This window comes from Sphingomonas sp. 28-62-20 (assembly GCF_002281505.1).
Genome location: NZ_NCGH01000011.1, coordinates 19,486 through 37,457, shown reverse-complemented (window position 1 = coordinate 37,457; position 17,972 = coordinate 19,486). Strand labels below are relative to the sequence as shown.

General features: G+C 62.0%; 18 protein-coding genes and 1 tRNA gene. 10 read left to right on the top strand and 9 right to left on the bottom strand.

Annotated features, from left to right (window positions below; genetic code table 11):
• The first annotated feature begins 49 nt into the window (after positions 1–49).
• On the top strand, positions 50–820 hold the full coding sequence (locus B7Y43_RS10545) for a SapC family protein (RefSeq protein WP_374131611.1): 771 nt from the start codon (positions 50–52) through the stop codon (positions 818–820).
• A 202-nt stretch (positions 821–1,022) separates the two neighbouring features.
• Here B7Y43_RS10545 and B7Y43_RS10540 read toward each other — a convergent pair whose 3' ends face one another.
• On the bottom strand, positions 1,023–1,880 hold the full coding sequence (locus B7Y43_RS10540; RefSeq protein WP_374131610.1) for an N-formylglutamate amidohydrolase: 858 nt from the start codon (positions 1,878–1,880) through the stop codon (positions 1,023–1,025).
• A gap of 128 nt (positions 1,881–2,008) precedes the next feature.
• Here B7Y43_RS10540 and cpdR point away from each other — a divergent pair, with 128 nt between their 5' ends.
• From cpdR to B7Y43_RS10525, 3 genes are all read left to right on the top strand, one after another.
• Positions 2,009–2,386, top strand: a complete 378-nt coding sequence (cpdR, locus tag B7Y43_RS10535; protein ID WP_374131609.1) for a cell cycle two-component system response regulator CpdR — start codon at positions 2,009–2,011, stop codon at positions 2,384–2,386.
• Between the two features lie 58 nt (positions 2,387–2,444).
• Positions 2,445–2,519, top strand: a tRNA-Val gene (locus tag B7Y43_RS10530).
• A gap of 131 nt (positions 2,520–2,650) precedes the next feature.
• Positions 2,651–4,150, top strand: coding sequence for a CoA-acylating methylmalonate-semialdehyde dehydrogenase (locus B7Y43_RS10525; protein WP_374131608.1), 1,500 nt, complete (start codon positions 2,651–2,653; stop codon positions 4,148–4,150).
• Between the two features lie 181 nt (positions 4,151–4,331).
• On the opposite strand, the gene B7Y43_RS10520 is transcribed toward B7Y43_RS10525, so the two are convergent.
• Both B7Y43_RS10520 and B7Y43_RS10515 read right to left on the bottom strand, forming a co-directional pair.
• Positions 4,332–4,652, bottom strand: a complete 321-nt coding sequence (locus B7Y43_RS10520; RefSeq protein ID WP_374131607.1) for an XRE family transcriptional regulator — start codon at positions 4,650–4,652, stop codon at positions 4,332–4,334.
• Positions 4,636–5,007: a type II toxin-antitoxin system RelE/ParE family toxin gene (locus tag B7Y43_RS10515; RefSeq protein WP_374131606.1), complete on the bottom strand. Its 372-nt coding sequence runs from the start codon at positions 5,005–5,007 to the stop codon at positions 4,636–4,638. Before B7Y43_RS10515 ends, B7Y43_RS10520 begins: the two co-directional genes overlap by 17 nt.
• 230 nt (positions 5,008–5,237) lie before the next feature.
• On the opposite strand from B7Y43_RS10515, the gene B7Y43_RS10510 reads away from it, so the two are divergent.
• The 3 genes from B7Y43_RS10510 to B7Y43_RS10500 are packed head-to-tail and all read left to right on the top strand — an operon-like array spanning position 5,238 to position 8,472.
• A complete protein-coding gene (locus tag B7Y43_RS10510; protein ID WP_374131605.1) occupies positions 5,238–6,725 on the top strand; it encodes a circularly permuted type 2 ATP-grasp protein in 1,488 nt (495 codons plus the stop codon).
• The gene (locus B7Y43_RS10505) at positions 6,725–7,663 is read left to right on the top strand and encodes an alpha-E domain-containing protein (RefSeq protein WP_374131604.1); all 939 of its coding nucleotides are present in this window, start codon (positions 6,725–6,727) and stop codon (positions 7,661–7,663) included. Before B7Y43_RS10510 ends, B7Y43_RS10505 begins: the two co-directional genes overlap by 1 nt.
• Positions 7,660–8,472 (top strand): transglutaminase family protein, encoded by an 813-nt coding sequence (locus tag B7Y43_RS10500; RefSeq protein WP_374131603.1) that lies wholly within the window; start codon positions 7,660–7,662, stop codon positions 8,470–8,472. Before B7Y43_RS10505 ends, B7Y43_RS10500 begins: the two co-directional genes overlap by 4 nt.
• A gap of 19 nt (positions 8,473–8,491) precedes the next feature.
• On the opposite strand, the gene B7Y43_RS10495 is transcribed toward B7Y43_RS10500, so the two are convergent.
• Complete coding sequence (locus B7Y43_RS10495; protein ID WP_374131602.1) at positions 8,492–9,274, bottom strand: arginyl-transferase family protein; 783 nt, start codon at positions 9,272–9,274, stop codon at positions 8,492–8,494.
• Between the two features lie 245 nt (positions 9,275–9,519).
• A complete protein-coding gene (locus B7Y43_RS10490) occupies positions 9,520–10,761 on the bottom strand; it encodes a threonine ammonia-lyase (protein WP_374131601.1) in 1,242 nt (413 codons plus the stop codon).
• Positions 10,762–10,819: 58 nt separating this feature from the next.
• Here B7Y43_RS10490 and B7Y43_RS10485 point away from each other — a divergent pair, with 58 nt between their 5' ends.
• On the top strand, positions 10,820–11,674 hold the full coding sequence (locus B7Y43_RS10485) for an NAD(P)-dependent oxidoreductase (RefSeq protein WP_374131600.1): 855 nt from the start codon (positions 10,820–10,822) through the stop codon (positions 11,672–11,674).
• A 254-nt stretch (positions 11,675–11,928) separates the two neighbouring features.
• Here B7Y43_RS10485 and B7Y43_RS10480 read toward each other — a convergent pair whose 3' ends face one another.
• Positions 11,929–12,903, bottom strand: a complete 975-nt coding sequence (locus B7Y43_RS10480) for a helix-turn-helix domain-containing GNAT family N-acetyltransferase (protein ID WP_374131599.1) — start codon at positions 12,901–12,903, stop codon at positions 11,929–11,931.
• 146 nt (positions 12,904–13,049) lie between these two features.
• On the opposite strand from B7Y43_RS10480, the gene B7Y43_RS10475 reads away from it, so the two are divergent.
• Entirely contained in the window at positions 13,050–13,325 is a 276-nt protein-coding gene (locus tag B7Y43_RS10475; protein ID WP_374131598.1) for an antibiotic biosynthesis monooxygenase, read from the top strand.
• Between the two features lie 268 nt (positions 13,326–13,593).
• On the opposite strand, the gene B7Y43_RS10470 is transcribed toward B7Y43_RS10475, so the two are convergent.
• The gene (locus B7Y43_RS10470; RefSeq protein ID WP_374131597.1) at positions 13,594–14,349 is read right to left on the bottom strand and encodes a DUF4163 domain-containing protein; all 756 of its coding nucleotides are present in this window, start codon (positions 14,347–14,349) and stop codon (positions 13,594–13,596) included.
• Between the two features lie 56 nt (positions 14,350–14,405).
• Here B7Y43_RS10470 and B7Y43_RS10465 point away from each other — a divergent pair, with 56 nt between their 5' ends.
• On the top strand, positions 14,406–16,061 hold the full coding sequence (locus tag B7Y43_RS10465; protein ID WP_374131596.1) for an amidohydrolase: 1,656 nt from the start codon (positions 14,406–14,408) through the stop codon (positions 16,059–16,061).
• A 172-nt stretch (positions 16,062–16,233) separates the two neighbouring features.
• Here B7Y43_RS10465 and B7Y43_RS10460 read toward each other — a convergent pair whose 3' ends face one another.
• Together B7Y43_RS10460 and B7Y43_RS10455 are read right to left on the bottom strand one after the other, a co-directional pair.
• Positions 16,234–16,554, bottom strand: coding sequence for a 2Fe-2S iron-sulfur cluster-binding protein (locus B7Y43_RS10460; RefSeq protein WP_374131595.1), 321 nt, complete (start codon positions 16,552–16,554; stop codon positions 16,234–16,236).
• A gap of 51 nt (positions 16,555–16,605) precedes the next feature.
• On the bottom strand, positions 16,606–17,877 hold the full coding sequence (locus tag B7Y43_RS10455) for a cytochrome P450 (protein ID WP_374131594.1): 1,272 nt from the start codon (positions 17,875–17,877) through the stop codon (positions 16,606–16,608).
• Between the last annotated feature and the right edge of the window lie 95 nt (positions 17,878–17,972).

Below are 17,972 nucleotides of genomic sequence, written 5' to 3'. Positions count from 1 at the left end.
GCGCCAACTCGCCATTCGGCTTGTATCTATTTTTTTGACGGAGATGATGATGGCCAGCGCCCCGCAGGGACTCCCGCTTTTTTACAATTCGCTCGAACCGCTTTCGAGCCAGGCGCATGCCGATTATCGCATTCGTCCAGCGATGACGGCACCCTTTTTGATTGGCCAGCATGCCATCCCCGTGACCGTTGACGAATTCGCGCTGGTTCAGCGTTTCATGCCGATCGTCTTTTCGACGGGCCCCGATGCCATTCCGCTGGCGCTGATGGGCCTGAACGAGGGCGTTAACGTGTTTGTCGACGCAGAGGGCAAGATCAACCTGCCGAATTTCTACGTGCCGGCCTATATCCGCCGTTACCCCTATATGCTCGCCAAGCTGACCCCGAATGCCGAGGAACTGTCCTTGTGCTTCGACCCAACCTCCGACACGATCGGCAAGTTTGATGAAGGCGAGGCGTTGTTCGCTGATGGCCAGCCGACCGAGACGACCAAGAATATCCTGTCGTTCAACGAGATGTTTGAACAGGCCGGTGCCCGGACAGCAGCATTTATGCGCGATCTGACCGAGTCCGAATTGCTGATGGACGGTGAAGTCAGCATCCAGGCTGATGGTGTTGCGCAGCCCTATGTCTATCGCGGCTTCCAGATGGTGAATGAAGAAAAGCTGATGGACCTGCGCGGCGATCAGCTCCGCAAGATGGCCAAATCGGGCATGCTGCCCTTGCTCTATGCGCACCTTTTCTCGCTGTCGCAGATGCGGGAGATTTTCCAGATGCAGGCGGAGCAGGGCAAGACCCCGCCGCCGGTATTGGCTGCCTAAGTCGTTCATTATAAGGGGGTTCGTTAAAACCCAATTTGGTGCTTGTAGCACCGCGAACCCAAACCTATATTGGTGAGGCGCGGCCCCGTGTTCCCCCCCTTTCACCGGGTTGCGCCACCCATCTTTCAGATGGGTACTCCCTGAACCTTGGCCACCTCGCGCATCCGTTGCGCGGGGTGGTTTTTTATTGGGCTGTAGGCACTTATTCGGCGGCCAGGGCGCTGGTGCTGGCGATTGCCTCGTCGGTGACGGCGGCGATCATCTGGCGAAGCAAGGCCGCCGTGGCGGCAAAGCCAGGCCCCGGCGATTCGAGCACAGAGTCGAGATAAAGGCTACGGTCAAATTCGATCTGCACGGCATGGATACCGCCCGCTGGCCGGGCATGGCGATCTAGGATATGCCCGCCCGAATAAGGGGAGTTGAGTGCATGGGCGATGCCCGCAGCCTCCGCCTCTGCCTCCAGCCTTGCGACAAAGCGCGGCCTTGCCGATTTGCCGAAACGATCGCCAAAAACGATCTGCGCGGCTTCTCCCGGCGGACCGATTGGTGGCATCGAATGAATATCGAGCAAGACCGCTACGCCGAATCGAGCGTGCGCCGCTGCCAGCAGATCGGCGAGGGCACCATGATAGGGCCGGTGATCGGCAACGATCCGGGCGGTCACGTCGGCATCGCTCAGCCTTTTGCCCCAAATCTCCCCGACATTAGCCAGCCGACGCGGGATCAGGCCCAGGCCGCTGCGCAATTTTGCCGACATGGCCGGCTGCCTGGCCAGATCAGCGCCGTCATCCAGCTTGGGATCCCTTTCATGTTCGGCGCGATTGAGATCAATCCAGGCGCGGGCGGGGCGCTGGATCAGCGCGGTTTCCGCGCCGCGCGCCGCCAGCGCGAGCAGGTCGGCATGGCGATCCTCCAGGGCCAACAGCGCGGTAACGGGTACCCTGATCGCCGCCAGCAACGCTGCGGGATAGTCACGTCCGGCATGGGGCACCGACAGGATCACCGGGCTTTGCGGCGGTACCGGACCGTGACAATTGGCTGAAAGGGCGCTGCGCGACATGAGGTGAGAGCCTAGGCCGACCGATTGGCGGCTGCAATCAACCCGATACGAACTATCTCGGCTTGGCTGGAAAATATTAAGGGCTTGGCGCATAAGGTGGGCGCAACAGGGACAATGGAAAGCCGGTCATGATCAGGATTTTGCTGGCCGAGGATGATCGCGTGATGCGCGAATATCTGACGCGTGCGCTCGAACGATCGGGCTATGCGGTTACGGCGGTTGATCGCGGCACTGCCGCTATTCCCTTGCTGGAGACCGAGCCATTCGATCTTCTGCTTACCGATATTGTCATGCCCGAGATGGACGGCATTGAACTCGCGCAAAAGGCGAGCGAGATGTGTCCAGAGCTGCGGGTGATGTTCATCACGGGCTTTGCCGCTGTCACGCTGCGCGCAGGCAAATCAATGCCGCAGGCACGCGTCCTTTCGAAACCATTTCATCTGCGCGACCTAGTGCTGGAGGTCGATCGGATGTTTGAAATGGATAAAGCGACGCGCGGACAGTGAGCCAGGGCGAAACGGCGCTTGCGCCCGACCGCCACCCCCGCTAAGGACGCGCTTCCGTGGGCGTGTAGCTCAGTGGTAGAGCACTGTGTTGACATCGCAGGGGTCGCAAGTTCAATCCTTGCCACGCCCACCATTAAAAGCCCGCTTGGTCTGCACTGACCCGGCGAGCTTTTTTGTTTTGCTGGCCGGCCGGCCACTGCGCGGGCGCTGACAGCGACGCTTGGCTATGCCAAAGGGACGAAAAGCTTCCCCAGGAGAGTCTCTATGCGCATCATCGATCATCACATTGCTGGCCCTGCCGGTGCAGCCGCCACCCGGTTCGGCGATGTGTTCGATCCCAATAGCGGCGCGGTGCAGGCGCAAGTGCCGCTGGGGGGGCAGGCCGAGCTTGATCGCGCGGTGGCCGCAGCGCAGGCGGCGCAGCCGGGCTGGGCCGCGACCAATCCGCAACGTCGCGCGCGCGTGATGTTCGAATTCAAGCGGCTGGTAGAGGCGCATATCGACGAACTGGCGCATTTGCTGTCGGCCGAACATGGCAAGGTCGTCGCCGACGCGCGCGGTGATGTGCAGCGTGGGCTCGACGTCATCGAATTCGCGTGCGGCGTGCCGCATCTGTTGAAGGGCGAATATACCCAAGGCGCCGGGCCGGGCATCGATGTCTATTCGATGCGGCTGCCGCTAGGGATTGGGGCGGGGATTACGCCGTTCAATTTCCCGGCGATGATCCCGATGTGGATGTTCGGCGTCGCAATTGCGTGCGGCAATGCCTTCATCCTGAAGCCGTCGGAGCGCGATCCATCGGTGCCGGTGCGGCTTGCTGAGCTGATGCTTGAAGCGGGCGCGCCAGCCGGGATCTTGCAGGTGGTGCACGGTGACAAGGAAATGGTCGACGCCATTCTTGATCATCCGGCGATCAGCGCGGTCAGCTTTGTCGGCTCGTCAGATATCGCGCACCATGTCTATCGGCGCGGCGTTGCAGCGGGCAAGCGCGTCCAGGCGATGGGCGGGGCAAAGAACCATGGCGTGATCATGCCCGATGCCGATCTTGACCAGGTCGTCGCCGAGCTGTCGGGTGCGGCGTTTGGATCAGCGGGCGAACGCTGCATGGCGCTGCCGGTCGTGGTGCCGGTCGGCGAGAAGACGGCGCTGGCCTTGCGCGAAAAGCTGCTCCCCGCCATCGCCAAGCTGCGCATCGGCGTGTCGACCGATAAGGATGCCGATTACGGTCCGGTCGTGAATGCAGCGCATCGCACCCGCGTGGAAAACTGGATCCAGACCGGGGTGGACGAAGGCGCCGAACTGGTCGTCGATGGGCGCGGTTTCAGCTTGCAGGGGCATGAAAAGGGCTTTTTCATTGGCCCAAGCCTGTTTGATCACGTCAAGCCCAGCATGGAAAGCTACAAGGAAGAAATCTTCGGCCCCGTGCTCCAGGTCGTCCGCGCGGCCGATTTTGAAGAAGCACTCGCGCTCCCCTCACAGCACCAATATGGCAATGGCGTCGCGCTCTTCACCCGCAACGGCCATGCTGCGCGCGAATTCGCCGCACGCGTGAATGTCGGGATGGTCGGCATCAACGTGCCGATCCCGGTGCCGGTCGCCTACCACACCTTTGGCGGCTGGAAGCGCTCAGCGTTCGGCGATACCAACCAGCACGGCCCTGAAGGCATCAAGTTCTGGACCAAGATCAAAACGATCACCCAGCGCTGGCCCGATGGCGGCGTGGGCGAAGCGGCGAATGCGTTTGTTATCCCGACGATGGGGTGAGCGATGAGGTTACTTTGGGTATTTGGTGAACTGTCACCCGAACTCCGTCACCGTATTTCCCGTATGAACTTCGAGTGTCACGCAGCTTTAGCGTGATGGAGGTTCCGATAGCGACACCGCAACCTTCCGCATCCTGGGCTGCGCATCTCCTGACGCCAGTTTCGGGGTGGTACGGGAGCGATCAAGGGGTGATCTCTCCCACCCCGGTCAGGTGCATCACCCCCTTGCCGGGCAGCTCGACCCGCAGTTCGAGGGTGCCGCCCGCCGCCTCGACGAAGCGCCGTAGCGTGGAGAGGTAAAGGTCGGTCTGGCGTTCGATCTTGAGCACCGACGGCTGCTTGACGCCAAGCGCCTGGGCGATCTGTTCCTGGCTGCGATCGGCGAGCAGGCGAAGCGCCTTCAGCCCTTCGACCTCGCGGTGCAGTGCCTCCGATCGCGCTTCGATCCGGGCGCGCCTGGCCTTGGGGAGCTTCGCCATCATCTCTTCATGGGTCGGGGGCATTTGTCTTCTCCACTATATTCAGGTGTTCGGCGTACCGCTTGTCTGCCTTGGCGATCAGCGCCTTGTAGAAACGTTTCTGCGCCACCCCGCTCTTGTCGCCAGCGACGAGCAGGATCGCCTGTCGCTTGGGATCGAACGCGAACGCAACGCGCCACACGCCATCATCGGCCCTGAACCGCAATTCCTTCATATTGGCATGGCGCGACCCGCTAAGCGTGTCCGCATGCGGACGGCCCAACGCAGGCCCGTAGGTCACGAGCAATGACGCCATGGCGAGCAGTTCGTCTTGCACCGCCTCAGGCAGGGCCTCCAGCTCCGGCAAAAATGCATCATGGTAGAGCAGTGTCCAAGCCATGATAAAATATAGCTCCTAAGCTATTATCTGTCCATAGGCTGCAAGCTATAATTGCTCTGCGCTGGTTGGCCCCGTTCGACCTTATTCCAGACGCCTCTTGTGGGACGATCGAGGAGAACCAACGGCAACCGAAAGTCGGCATCTTTGCGATGACAGCCCGCCCCCCTTGTGCATCGCAACAAAGCGTTGCAGCATAGCCGTGACGAAGAGCTGGGAATTGAGCGGACTTAATGGGGCTAAAGCGCGCGTTTGACGAGATTTGGGGGGACGGCACCGGGCAGGTGGCGCGCGCCGAACTTGCCGCGCTTGGCGATTGGCTGGCAGCGACGCCGCCCGCCGATCTCAGCCGTCGCCAGCAAGCCGCCGAAGCGACGTTCCGCCAGCTGGGCATCACCTTTGCGGTTTATGGTGATAGCGACGCGGCCGAACGGATCATCCCGTTCGACATCGTGCCCCGCGTTTTCCTGGCCGATGAATGGGCGCGGCTGTCGGAAGGGCTGGTTCAGCGGGTTGAGGCGATCAACGCGTTCCTTGATGATATCTATGGCGAGCGGCGGATCATGGCCGAAGGCGTGCTGCCGCCTGATCTGATCTTCGGCAATGCGCAGTTCCGCCCCGAAATTGCGGGCATGCGGCCGCCGCACGGGGTGTGGGCGCATATTTGCGGGATCGATCTGGTGCGCACGGGGCCCAATGATTTCTTCGTGCTGGAGGATAATGCGCGGACCCCGTCGGGCGTGTCGTACATGCTCGAAAATCGCGAGGCGATGCTGCGGCTCTGCCCCGAGCTGTTCCGCGCGCTCCGCGTGGCCGCGGTCGATAGCTATCCCGATAAATTGCTCGAAACGATGCGATCAGTGACGCCGCTGAGCGCTGGCAACAATCCGGTTTGTGTCGTGCTGACCCCGGGCCATTTCAATTCGGCCTATTATGAACACAGCTTTCTGGCGGATTCGATGGGGGTCGAGCTGGTCGAAGCGGCGGACTTGGTGGTCGATGACGATATCGTCTGGATGCGGACGATTTCAGGGCGGGTGCGCGTCGATGTCATCTATCGCCGGATCGATGATGATTATCTTGATCCGCTCGTCTTCCGGCCCGATTCCATGCTTGGTGTGCCGGGGCTGATCGCGGCCTATGCCGCCGGCAATGTCGCGATCATCAACGCGCCGGGTAACGGCATTGCCGATGACAAGGCGATTTACAGCTATATGCCCGATATCGTCCGCTTCTATTCGGGCGGCGAGGCGAAATTGCCCAATGTCGAGACGTACCGCTGCCGCGAACCGCAGGCGCTGAAATATGTCCTCGATAACTTGGCGGACCTGGTGGTGAAGCTGGTTGATGGGTCGGGCGGCTATGGCATGCTGGTCGGGCCGACGGCGAGCAAGGCCGAAATCGAAGACTTCCGCGCCGCGCTGATCGCCGCGCCGCATCGTTACATCGCGCAGCCGACGTTGTCGCTCTCGACCGTGCCGACGCTCGCCGATGATGGGCTGTCGCCGCGCCATGTTGATTTCCGTCCCTTCGTGCTCACCGGCGCAAAAGGCGTGCAGGTCGTGCCCGGCGGGCTGACGCGAGTGGCGTTGAAACAGGGATCGCTGGTGGTCAATTCCAGCCAGGGCGGGGGCACCAAGGATTCGATGGTGTTGCTCGACAATGGCGCACCGCGCGCCGCGCCCGCGACGGGATTGTCCCAGTCGCAGAGCCAAGGCTGATGCTGTCGCGCACCGCCTCGTCGCTTTATTGGCTCGGTCGCTATGTCGAGCGCGCCGATTTTACCGCGCGGCTGGTCGAGGCGACGGTGCGGCTCGATGCGCTCTCAGCGCGGCCAGCGGGGGAGGCAGCATGGCAAAGCGCGCTGGCGGTTTCCGAGACCGATGAGGCCTTTGCGGCGACCGGGCAGAGCGTGACCCAGGCGCATGTTGCGCGCTTCCTGACGCTCGACACCAGCCACCCGGGATCGATCATGCGTTGCCTGGATATGGCCCGGATGAACGCCAAGGCGGTGCGCACTGCGCTGACGCGTGACGCCTGGACATCGATCAACCGCGCCTGGCTGTTGTTCAGCACCCGTTCCAGCCCCGGCGGGACGGCGGCAACGATTGGGCTGGTCGAAGCGGTCAAGGTGGAAACCTTGGGGTTTGAAGGCGCGATGAACCGGATGCTGCGCAACCAGGCCAATGGCTTTATCCGGTTGGGCCAGGCGATTGAGCGCGCCGACAACACGGCGCGGCTGCTCGATGTCAAATATCATCTGCTGCTGCCCGAAGGCGAGCGGATCGGCGGCGTGATTGATCGCGACCAATGGACGACGATCCTGCAGACGGTCTCTGCCGTCACTGCCTATCGCTGGCTGTATAATGAAGGGCTGACCCCGGCCAATGTCATCGATTTATTGCTGTGTCGCCATGAGTTGCCGCGCTCGCTGGCCGGTTGCGTTGAGGAAGTGGTTGAGATTTTGAGCCTGCTTGCCAAGCGGACCGGCCTGCAGGGCGAAGCGGATCGTATGGCGCGGATGCGCTATGCCCGGATGCAGAAAACCAACTCGCGCCAGGTGATCGCCAGCGGGCTTCACCAATATTTGCAGGCGTTCAATAGTGAAAATGCGCTGATCAGCGCGGCAATCGCGCGCCAGTTTCGGTTCGTCGGATGAGGCTGTCGATCGATCACCGGACGCTTTATCGCTTCTCCGCGCCGCAGGCGCGGCTGGTGCAGATGCTGCGGATGACGCCTGGCGATACGCATGATCAGACCATTGCGACCTGGCGAATCGATGTCGATTGCGATGCCCGGTTGAAGGCAGCCGTGGATGGGTTCGGCAACTCGGTGACGATGCTCTATGCAGCCGGGCCGATCGACGCGATTGAGATTTGCGTTAGTGGCGAGGTGCTGACGAACGCCAATGCTGGCGTATTGCGGGGCGCAAGCGAGCGTTTCCCACCCGAATTATTTCTGCGCAGCACCGCGTTGACCGACGCTGATGACGCGCTGACCGATTTTGCCCGCGAGGCGGCGGTCGGAACAACGGCGCTTGATCGGTTGCACGCCCTGAACCGTGCCATCCATGGGCGCTTTACCTTTTGCCTGCAACGACCGGTGCAGGGGCGATCAGCGGCGCATGCCTTTGCCGAACCGCGCGCACCAGGGCGTGATCTGGCGCATATCTTCATCGCAGCGGCGCGCGCGATCGGCGCGCCAGCGCGCTATGTTTCGGGCTATGGCAAGCTTGACGTGCTCGGGACGAGCCAGCCAAGCCCGCATGGTTGGGCAGAAGCGCATATCGAGGGGCTGGGCTGGGTAGCGTTTGACCCCAGCATCGGGCTTTGTGCGGGCGAAGACCATGTCCGCGTCAGCATTGGCCTCGATTCAGATGGCGCGGCCCCGGTCGCCGGGTCGCGACTGGGGGAGGGGGACGAGCAACTCGCTGTCGATGTCCATGTGGCCGAGCTAGACGACCAGTAACGGCGCGATCGCGCGTTTTTCAGGCCAGTTCGTCGGCCAGGGCGGGCAGGCGGGACGGGGTGAGGTCGTCATCGCTCATCACCGTCCAGCCGCTGGGACCGAGCACCTCGATCGGGCGATAGCGGGTCTTGTAGGCCATCCGGTCTGACCCTTTTACCCAATAGCCGAGATAGACATAGGGCAGGCCAAGTGCGCGGGCGCGGCGGATGTGATCGATAATGATGAGATTGCCGAGCCCAGGCCGATCTTCATGCGCGGCATCGAAGAAACTATAGATCATCGACAGGCCATCGGCTTGCTGATCGGTGAGGCACGCGCCGACCAGGCGACCGCGGCGGCCATCGACCGAGGGTTCGCGATATTCGACGACAAAGCTGTTGACCGGGCTTTGTTCGATCATGTCGGCATAATCGCCTTCATCCATGCCGGCCATGCCGCCGCCGGGGTGGCGGCTGGCGAGATAGCGGCGGAGCAGATCAAATTGCTCATCGGTCGCCCACGCCTTGCAGGCGCTGATATCAAGGTCGCTATGGCGGCGGATCAGCTTGCGCTGGGTGGCATTGGCGCGAAAATCATCAGCAACGACCCGCACCGAGACGCAGGCCGAACAGCCCGCGCAGCTGGGGCGATAAGCCACCGATTGGCTTCGGCGAAAGCCAATGCGGCCAAGCGCATCGTTCAGTTCGCTGGCGTGCGGGCCGTTGAGTTCGGTGAACACTTTGCGTTCGAGCCGACCGGGCAAATAGGGGCAGGGCGAGGGGCTGGTGACGAAGAATCGCGGGAAGCGAAAAGGTGCTGACACTGCCGCGGATCCTCCCAGTTGTGCCGACATTCGGCGGCCCCGATTGACCTCTTATGAATCACCGCCATCGTGATGAAAAGCGGCTTTACCATGATTGAAGGTTAACGCGGGCGCGCGCAGAGTCAAAATCGGGCGAAAGCCGTTAAAATGCCAGCGGCAGTGCCACTATAGGCCAGCCCAGCCGATGTTAAAGCGTCGCGCGACTCGCTTTGCCGCGCGCGCGAATCCCTCCAGCGTGGTTTTGTTCAGGCGAGTTCGACCAGGCTCACTTCATAGCCCGCCTGGCGGATCGCTGCGATCAGCCGGTCGAGATGCGCCCGGTCGCGGGTTTCGCATTCGATATCGGTGATCAGCCCCTTGGCGGGCAGCGTGGTGAAGACGCGCTGGTGATAAACTTCGATGATGTTGACGCGTTCGGCATCGAAAACGCGGACGAGATTGAACAGCGCGCCCGGTTGATCCTGCAACCGCACCCGCAGCCGCGCCAACCGACCCGATCGCGCAAGATCGCGCAGCAGGACATTGGCGAGGAGCCGCGTATCGATATTGCCGCCGCACAAAGTGATGCCCACGGTCTTGCCCTTGAATCGCTCCGGGTGCTGGAGCAACGCGGCGAGGCCGGCCGCGCCGGCGCCCTCGACCACGGTCTTTTCGATCTGAAGCAGCAGGCTGACGGCCTTTTCCAGATTGCGTTCGCTCACCAGCAAAATGTCGTCGACCAGTGCTTCGACCATCGTCGCGGTGATCGCGCCGGGTTCCTTCACGGCAATGCCCTCGGCCAGCGTATCGCCCGCGCAGGGCATGTCGGTGCCGTTGATGCGGTTATACATTGACGGAAACAGCTCCGCCTCGACGCCGATGACTTCGATGTCGCGGCCGCTGGCGCGCGCAACGGTGGCCATGCCCGAAATCAGCCCGCCGCCACCGATGGGCGTGACGATCGTGTCGATTGCCGGCACGTCCTCCAGCATCTCGATGGCGACGGTGCCTTGGCCCGCGATGATGCGCGCATCGTCGAAAGGGTGGACGAAGGTGAAGCCGCGTGCCGCCTCGAGTTCGCGGGCATGGGCATAGGCGGCGTCGAAGGTTTCGCCGAACAGGATGACGGTGGCGCCGTGTCCTTCGGTCTGGGTGACCTTTACCGTTGGCGTGGTGGTCGGCATCACGATGGTGGCGGGAATGCCGAGCCGATTGGCGTGATAAGCAAGCCCTTGTGCATGATTGCCGGCCGACGCGGCGATCACGCCGATTGTCTGAGGCCCCAATTGCATCAGCGTGTTGAGCGCGCCGCGTTCCTTATAGGCCGCGGTGAATTGGAGATTCTCGAACTTCAGATACACCGTCGCCCCGGTCATTTCCGACAGCGTCTTGCTGATCAGCGTGGGGGTGCGGACGATGGAGGGCGCGATGCGGGCATGCGCGGCGCGGACGTCGTCGATGGAAACAGGTAAAGCTGCCACGGCGGCGGGGGCGGGATCAGTAGCCATAGCCTTGGCCCCTAGACCATCTGGCGCAGCGACGGAACACGCCTTATGCGGCTAGCCCATGGCACATATCGCATTCATCGGCACCGGCATCATGGGCGGCCCCATGGCGCGTCATCTGGCAGCGGCGGGGCACAGCCTGACCGTCTATAACCGTACCCGCGCCAAGGCAGAGGCCTGGGTCGCCGCGCATGGCGGCACAGTGGCAGAGAGCCCGGCGGCGGCAGCGGTGGGCAAGGACGCGGTGATCGCGTGCGTCGGCAATGACGATGATCTGGCGCAGGTGACGCTGGGCACCGACGGCGCGTTCGCAGCAATGCGCAACGATGCGGTGTTCATCGATCACACCACCGTCTCCGCCGATATCGCGCGGCGGCTGGCCGCGGCGCGCGCGCTGGTGGTCGATGCGCCGGTATCGGGCGGGCAGGCGGGGGCCGAAAATGGCAAGCTGTCGATCATGTGCGGTGGCTCTGCGGCAGCGATGGCGGCGGCCGAACCGCTGATGCAAGCCTATGCGCTGCGCATCGTCCATGTCGGTGGGCCGGGCGCGGGGCAGCAGACCAAGATGGTCAACCAGATCGCGATTGCCGGGGTATTGCAGGGCCTGAGCGAAGCGCTGCGTTTTGCCCAGGCGAGCGAGCTTGATCTGGCGCGCGTGTTCGACGCGATTTCGGGCGGGGCTGCGCAAAGCTGGCAAATGGTCAATCGCTGGCAGACCATGGCCGACGAGCAGTTCGATTTCGGCTTCGCGGTCGATTGGATGCGCAAGGATCTGGGCCTGGCGATCGACGAAGCCAAGAAGAACGGCGCGAGCCTGCCGGTGGCGGCGATGGTCGATCAATTCTACGCCGATGTGCAAAAAATGGGCGGCGCCCGGCAGGACACGAGTTCGCTGGTGCGGCGACTGCCGAGGTAGGGGGGGTGGGGTTGGTTTCAGGACCTCGGCTTGACGAAGCTCCCGGTCGGATATCGCTCCAGTTTCGGACGTTGACATTGTGCTCCCGCGAAGGCGGGAGCCCAGACTGGGTCCCCGCCTTCGCGGGGACACAACCGAAGTTGAAGTGACCGCTAACGCCCCAATGCCGGTCATTGAGTCGCGATTTCTGGACGCCTGGAAGCGGAAGTTCGCCGCGCAACGCTAGCGACAGCAACGCGCCCAAAATGTGCCGCTCAGCTCTTTGTTGGCTGATCCCGAAAGCGGACGTTCGTTTGGCAGCTGAGATCCAACGACCAAGTTTGCCCTAAAAGCTCTTGCCCGAAGGAGTGATGCGGCTCCTCGTTGACGAGTGAGAAGCCGGCTCGCTCATATATACTTCTAGCCGCGATCAGGACACTGTTGGTCCACAAGTCGAGGCGCTTATAGCCGAGGGCGCGCGCACTTGAGATGCAAGCGTCGACTAGCATTTTGCCAATGCCCGCACCGCGCGCGTCAGGCTCGACATACAGAAGCCGCAGCTTGCCCACTTCCGGATGATCCTCACGGGCGCCGACGAGAAAGATCGATCCTACCATCTCGCCGTCCATCTCGGCGATCCACGCTGCGTCGCGTGAGGGATCAAAGGACTGTCGAAAGTCGGCGAGGATGCGGGCGACGAGCGCTTCATAATCGGCATTCCACCCATATTCTTCGCAATAGAGGATCGCCTGACGTGCCGTGACCAGCCCCAGATCCCCCGGTTTGAGCCCCCGAAGTGTCGGCTGAGGAGGCGTGTCGGCCCCGACAATACGGATGATCATTTCCGCTGCCGAAAGAAGATACTGGCGGCGAGGATTCGGCAGCCCTTCAAGAAATTCACCGACCGCGACCCGCGTGGATTTATCCAGCGCCTCAAATGCAGCTCGTCCGGTGGCCGTCAGCGATAGCAACTGGTGTCGCCCATGCGATGGATCGTCGCGTGTTTCAACCAATCCGCGATCACTGAACCGCTTCAGAGTTCGACTGATCTGCGCGCGGTCAAGGTGCAGAGCGCGGGCGATCTCCGCCCCCGTTGGATCAGTACGATTGGCAATCTCGTAGAGGATGCGTGCTTCGCTTAGCGTGAACGGACTCCCGTCCAGATGGGTATCGAGAAGACCGAGACGGCTCGTGTAAACTCGGTTGAAGGTGCGTAGGGTCGTCACCTCCCGATCGTGTTGGGTGTACACGCTGACCTACTCCTATGTTGATTAAGTTCATATGTTGATTAAATCAACATCATGTCTTAGTGACTGAGTCAACACTTGTTAGACGAGGTTGTTCGAGCATGGTTGTGAGAGAGTGGCAGGGGCGAGCTGAATACGATCGTCGGGCCGTGTATCCTGCTCATTTCCACGAGCGCGTTTTGCCCGAGCTTCGGGGCACGCCAGGATTCCTCGGCGCAGAGCTCTTGATTGCCGATCACGGTGGCGAGATCGAGTTCAAGGTGATGACGAGATGGGAGTCGATGGACGCCATCAGGTCCTTTGCCGGAGATAATCTGACCAAGGCTGTGGTCGAGCCAGGGGCGATCGCGGCCCTGATCGACTTCGACGACCAAGTCACCCATTACACTCTTTTGGAGTCTTTTTGGACCATGGCCTGCAACTGAACTTCATCAGCGTAAATTTTCTAGCGCAGCGGCCTAGCTTCATCTCCCATCCAGCAGTACCCAGAGGCCGATTGGTGTTCTGATGCAAAGCTACTCCAGCGTCGGCTTTCTAACGATTATTTCCGTAAGCCGACGGTCCGCAGTCGGCCCAATCATTGCCAGCAAGGCGATGTCCGTTTCTGCCGATCGCGGCCCAATTGCAGACAGTCCGCTTTCCACCCAATTGCGGACGTCTCAGAACGTAACCGAGAGATACCAACCCACCCCATCAACGCTTAACAGCAAACGCAGCACGATACCCCGGCTTCACCGCCGCGATCACCGCTGGCGTTACCGGCAGCGTGATCTCATACGGCCCCTCGGCATAGGGGCCGGCGACATATTGATCGGCGATCAGGCCGATGCGGTTGATGGCCTGGCGGTTGCTTGAGCCGAGCAGCAGCGTCAGATCCTTGAGCGGCGGGCAGGTATCGAACGGGTCGCTGGATTTGCCGACGGTCTCGCCCCGGCGCTTGGCGCGTTCGGCGTCGAGCGCCTGGCAATAGGGCTGCTTGATCGCGGCCCATAAGGCGTCGGGCGAGCTGAACAGCGCGACGGGCTTCAGCCGTTCGCGGCGCTGCTTGTCCCAGACCAGCGAATCGCTGCCGATATTGCCATGCGCGCCGCCGCTGAAGCCATAAAATGAACCGGAGAGGCTCAGCAGGCGCGGCGTTTGCGTGACCACGTCCCAGACGATCGCGGTTTCATAGGGGTTGAAGCTATAGCCGTCTTGCTTGGCCTCGCGCCGCGCGTCGGCGGCATCCTTGATCAGGCTCGCGCGGATGCGGGCGCGGTCGGCCTCGAAATAGGCGGCGAGCGCGGGGATCGCGGCGGCCTGGACGGGATAGCTATAGCTGAACTCATAATCGGCGGTCTTCACCTCGACCTTGGGCTGGAGGCGCTGGGCCGATTGCTGGGCCGATGGCTGGGCCAAGAGCGGGATCGCCGGCGTGGCGCCTGCCAGCAACATGGCCGTAGCGATCATCGATCCGCGCATCATCTTCCCTCGCAAATTTCGCTGACAGTCAATATCACGGCGGCATGACCCGCCAAAACTCAATCGCCCGCCTGATCGCCATTGCCTGCCTGGGCACCGCGATCCCTGCCCATGCCGATGCGCTAATCGACAATGTTGACGGCATTACGCTCGATGCCGAAGGCAAGGTGGTGCGCTTTACGGGCTTGGTGATGACGCCCGATGGCCATGTCGCGCGGTTGCTGAAGCAGGGGGAGAAGCGCCCCGACAAGCTCGATTGGCGCGCGGACATGAAGGGCAAGGTGCTGCTGCCCGGCTTTGTCGATGCGCACGGCCATGTCACTGAACTGGGCTTTCGTGCGCTGGAGCTCGATCTGTCGGACACGAGCTCGCTTGACGAGGCCAAGGCGAAGATCGCCGCTTATGTTGCGGCTAATCCGGACAAGAAATGGATTTTGGGCGGGGGCTGGAACCAGGAGAAATGGGGGCTGGGCCGCTTCCCGACGGCGGCTGATCTCGATGGCGTGGTCGGCGATCGGCCGGTGTGGCTGTCGCGGGCGGACGGCCATGCGAGTTGGGCGAATAGTGCGGCGATGAAGGCGGCGGGGGTTTCGGCCAAGAGTGCCGCCCCGGTCGGCGGGCGGATTGAAAAGACCGGTGCCGAGCCGAACGGCGTGTTCGTCGATTCGGCGCAGGAACTGGTCGCGCGGGTTGTGCCGCAGCCCTTGCCCAAGGAACGCGGCACCGCGATCCTGAAGGCGCAGGCGATCCTGCTCAGCTATGGCATCACCGCGACGGCGGATATGGGCACCTCGCTCGATGACTGGATGAGCTATCGTCGGCTCGGCGATGCCGGGTCGCTGCGCGTTCGTTTCATCAGCTATGGCGCGGGGATTGAGGAAACGATCCGTATCGGTGGCGTGGGGCCGACGCCGTGGTTGTATAATGGTCGGCTGAAGCTGGCTGGCGTCAAGCTCTATACCGATGGCGCGCTGGGGTCGCGCGGGGCGTGGCTAAAGGCGCCCTATGCCGATGCGCCGACGCAGAGTGGTGCCGGGTTTCTGAACGATGACGTGCTGCGCAATTACATGAGCCGGGCGGCGATGGATGGCTATCAGGTCGCGGTGCATGCGATTGGCGACAAGGCCAATGCGCAGGTGCTGGCGGCGATCAGCGATTTGTCCGAGACTTATAAGGGCGATCGCCGCTGGCGGATCGAACATGCGCAAATCGTCGATCCCGCCGATCTCGCCAAGTTCGGGGAGCATGGCACGATCGCCTCGATGCAGCCGGTCCACCAGACGGGCGATCGGACGATGGCCGAAGCGCGGTTGGGGCTGGATCGGCTAGGCGGGGCCTATGCCTGGGCGACGATGCTGAAAAATGGCGCGGTGCTGGCCTTTGGTACCGATTATCCGGTCGAAAGCCCCGATCCCTTTGCTGGCTGGGCGGCCGGCTTCACCCGCGCGGATGCCGATGGCAAGCCCTATGGCGGCTGGCAGCCGCAGGAGCGGGTCAGCCGCGAACAGGCGTGGCGCGCTTACACGATGGACGCGGCCTATGCGGGTTTTGCCGAAAAGGATTTCGGGCGGCTGGGTGCTGGGCAATGGGCCGATTTCATCATCGTTGACCGTGACCCGCTGCTCGCCAGCCCCAGCGATTTGCGCGCCACCAAGGTGGAGGAAACCTGGATTGGCGGGGTGAAGGCCTGGGGGCGCTAGAGCCTGATGACGTTAGGTCGCTTCAAAATTATACCCGTTCGGGCTGAGCGAAGTCGAAGCCCACGCGCTACACATGCCCTTCGACTTCGCTCAGGGCGAACGGGGTTTGTGTTGGACCAATCCAAAGTCATCAGACTCTAAGGCAGCCGCAAAGCGACTGATCGGGCCGCGATCAGTGTTGTGAATCCGGGACATGGACGATCAAGCCGTCCAGTGCATCGGACATTTCGATCTGGCAGCACAACCGGCTATCCTCGCGCACGCCTTCTGCGAATTCGAGCATGTCATGCTCCATCTCGCTCTGCACGCCCGTCCGTTCGCGCCATTCGGCGGCGACATAGACATGGCAGGTGCCGCACGCGCAATTGCCGCCGCAATCGCCATCAATCCCGCGAATATTGTTATTGAGCGCGCCCTCCATGACCGAATAGCCGGTGGGGACATCGACGTGATGTTCGGTACCATTGGATTCAACAAAAGTGACGCGCGGCATGAAACCCCCTGGATGTTCAGTGATGTGGCAGATCGGCGATAGGCGCGCGGATCAGCCCGGAATGCGCACCATCATGCGCTCATAGCCCTTCACAAAGGCCGATGGCACCCGGACGGGCGGCTCAACCACCTCGATCAACGGCCAGCGCTTCATGATTTCTTCCCAGACGATCTTGAGCTGCATTTCCGCCAGGCGATTGCCGACGCAGCGATGGATGCCGAAGCCGAACGACAGATGCTGGCGCGGGCGCGCGCGATCGATGATGAAGGCATCGGGATTGTCGATCTCGGTCTCGTCGCGATTGCCCGAGACATACCACATCACGACGCGGTCGCCCTTTTTGATGTGCTGCCCGCCCAGGATCGTGTCCTGCAGCGCGGTGCGGCGCATATGCGCAAGCGGCGTCTGATAGCGGACGATTTCCGGCACCATTGATTCGATCAGCGCCGGGTTGTCGCGGAGCTTTTGATATTCGCCCGGATTTTCGTTGAGGAACAACAGCCCGCCGGTGATCGAGTTGCGCGTGGTGTCATTGCCGCCGACGATCAGCAGCAACAGATTGCCGAGATATTCCATCGGCTGCATGTCGCGCATCGATGGGTTATGCGCCATCATCGAGATCAGATCGCCCGCTGGCGGGGCATTGACGCGCGCATTCCACAGGCCAGTGAAATAGGTGAGGCATTCGATCAGGATCGCGCGCTGTTCGTCGCGGGTCATTATGGCACCGGGCGCGGTGGTGTCGGTGGTGGTGACATCGGACCAATATGTCAGCTTGCGGCGCTCCTCCCAGGGGAAGTCGAATAACGTGGCGAGCATTTGTGTCGTCAGTTCAATCGATACGCGGTCGACCCAGTCGAACGGTTCGTTGATCGGCAGGTTATCGAAAATCTTCTGCGCACGCTCGCGGATCAGCACTTCCAGCACCGCCAAATTGGCGGGCGCGACGATCGGTGACACCGCCTTGCGCTGCACATCATGCTTGGGCTGATCCATCGCGATGAACATCGGCAGGATGAAATCACTCTCCTGATCCTTCGCCGTAATCCCGCCGAGATGCGCTTCTGAGGAGAAGACGGCGTGGTTGGTATCGACCGCCATGATGTCCTTGTAGCGCGTCACCGACCAGAAGGGCCCGAACCGGCCCTTAGCGCAATAATGCACCGGCGCTTCCTTGCGGAGCCGTTCGAAGAACGCCCAGTGCGTATTATCAACGAAGCGCGAGGAGTCGGTCATGTCGATGTCTTCGATCGGCATCGAATAAGCGATCGATCGGGCGGCTTCGATGGCCTCATCCTCGATCTGCTTGAAGGCGGTCGCCATGATCAGTCTCTCCCTCGCTGGATCCCGGTCAACGTCGGGCCATATCATCCGCTCAAACTGCCCTGCTTGTTGAGCGATGGCAATGTTTAAGGGGT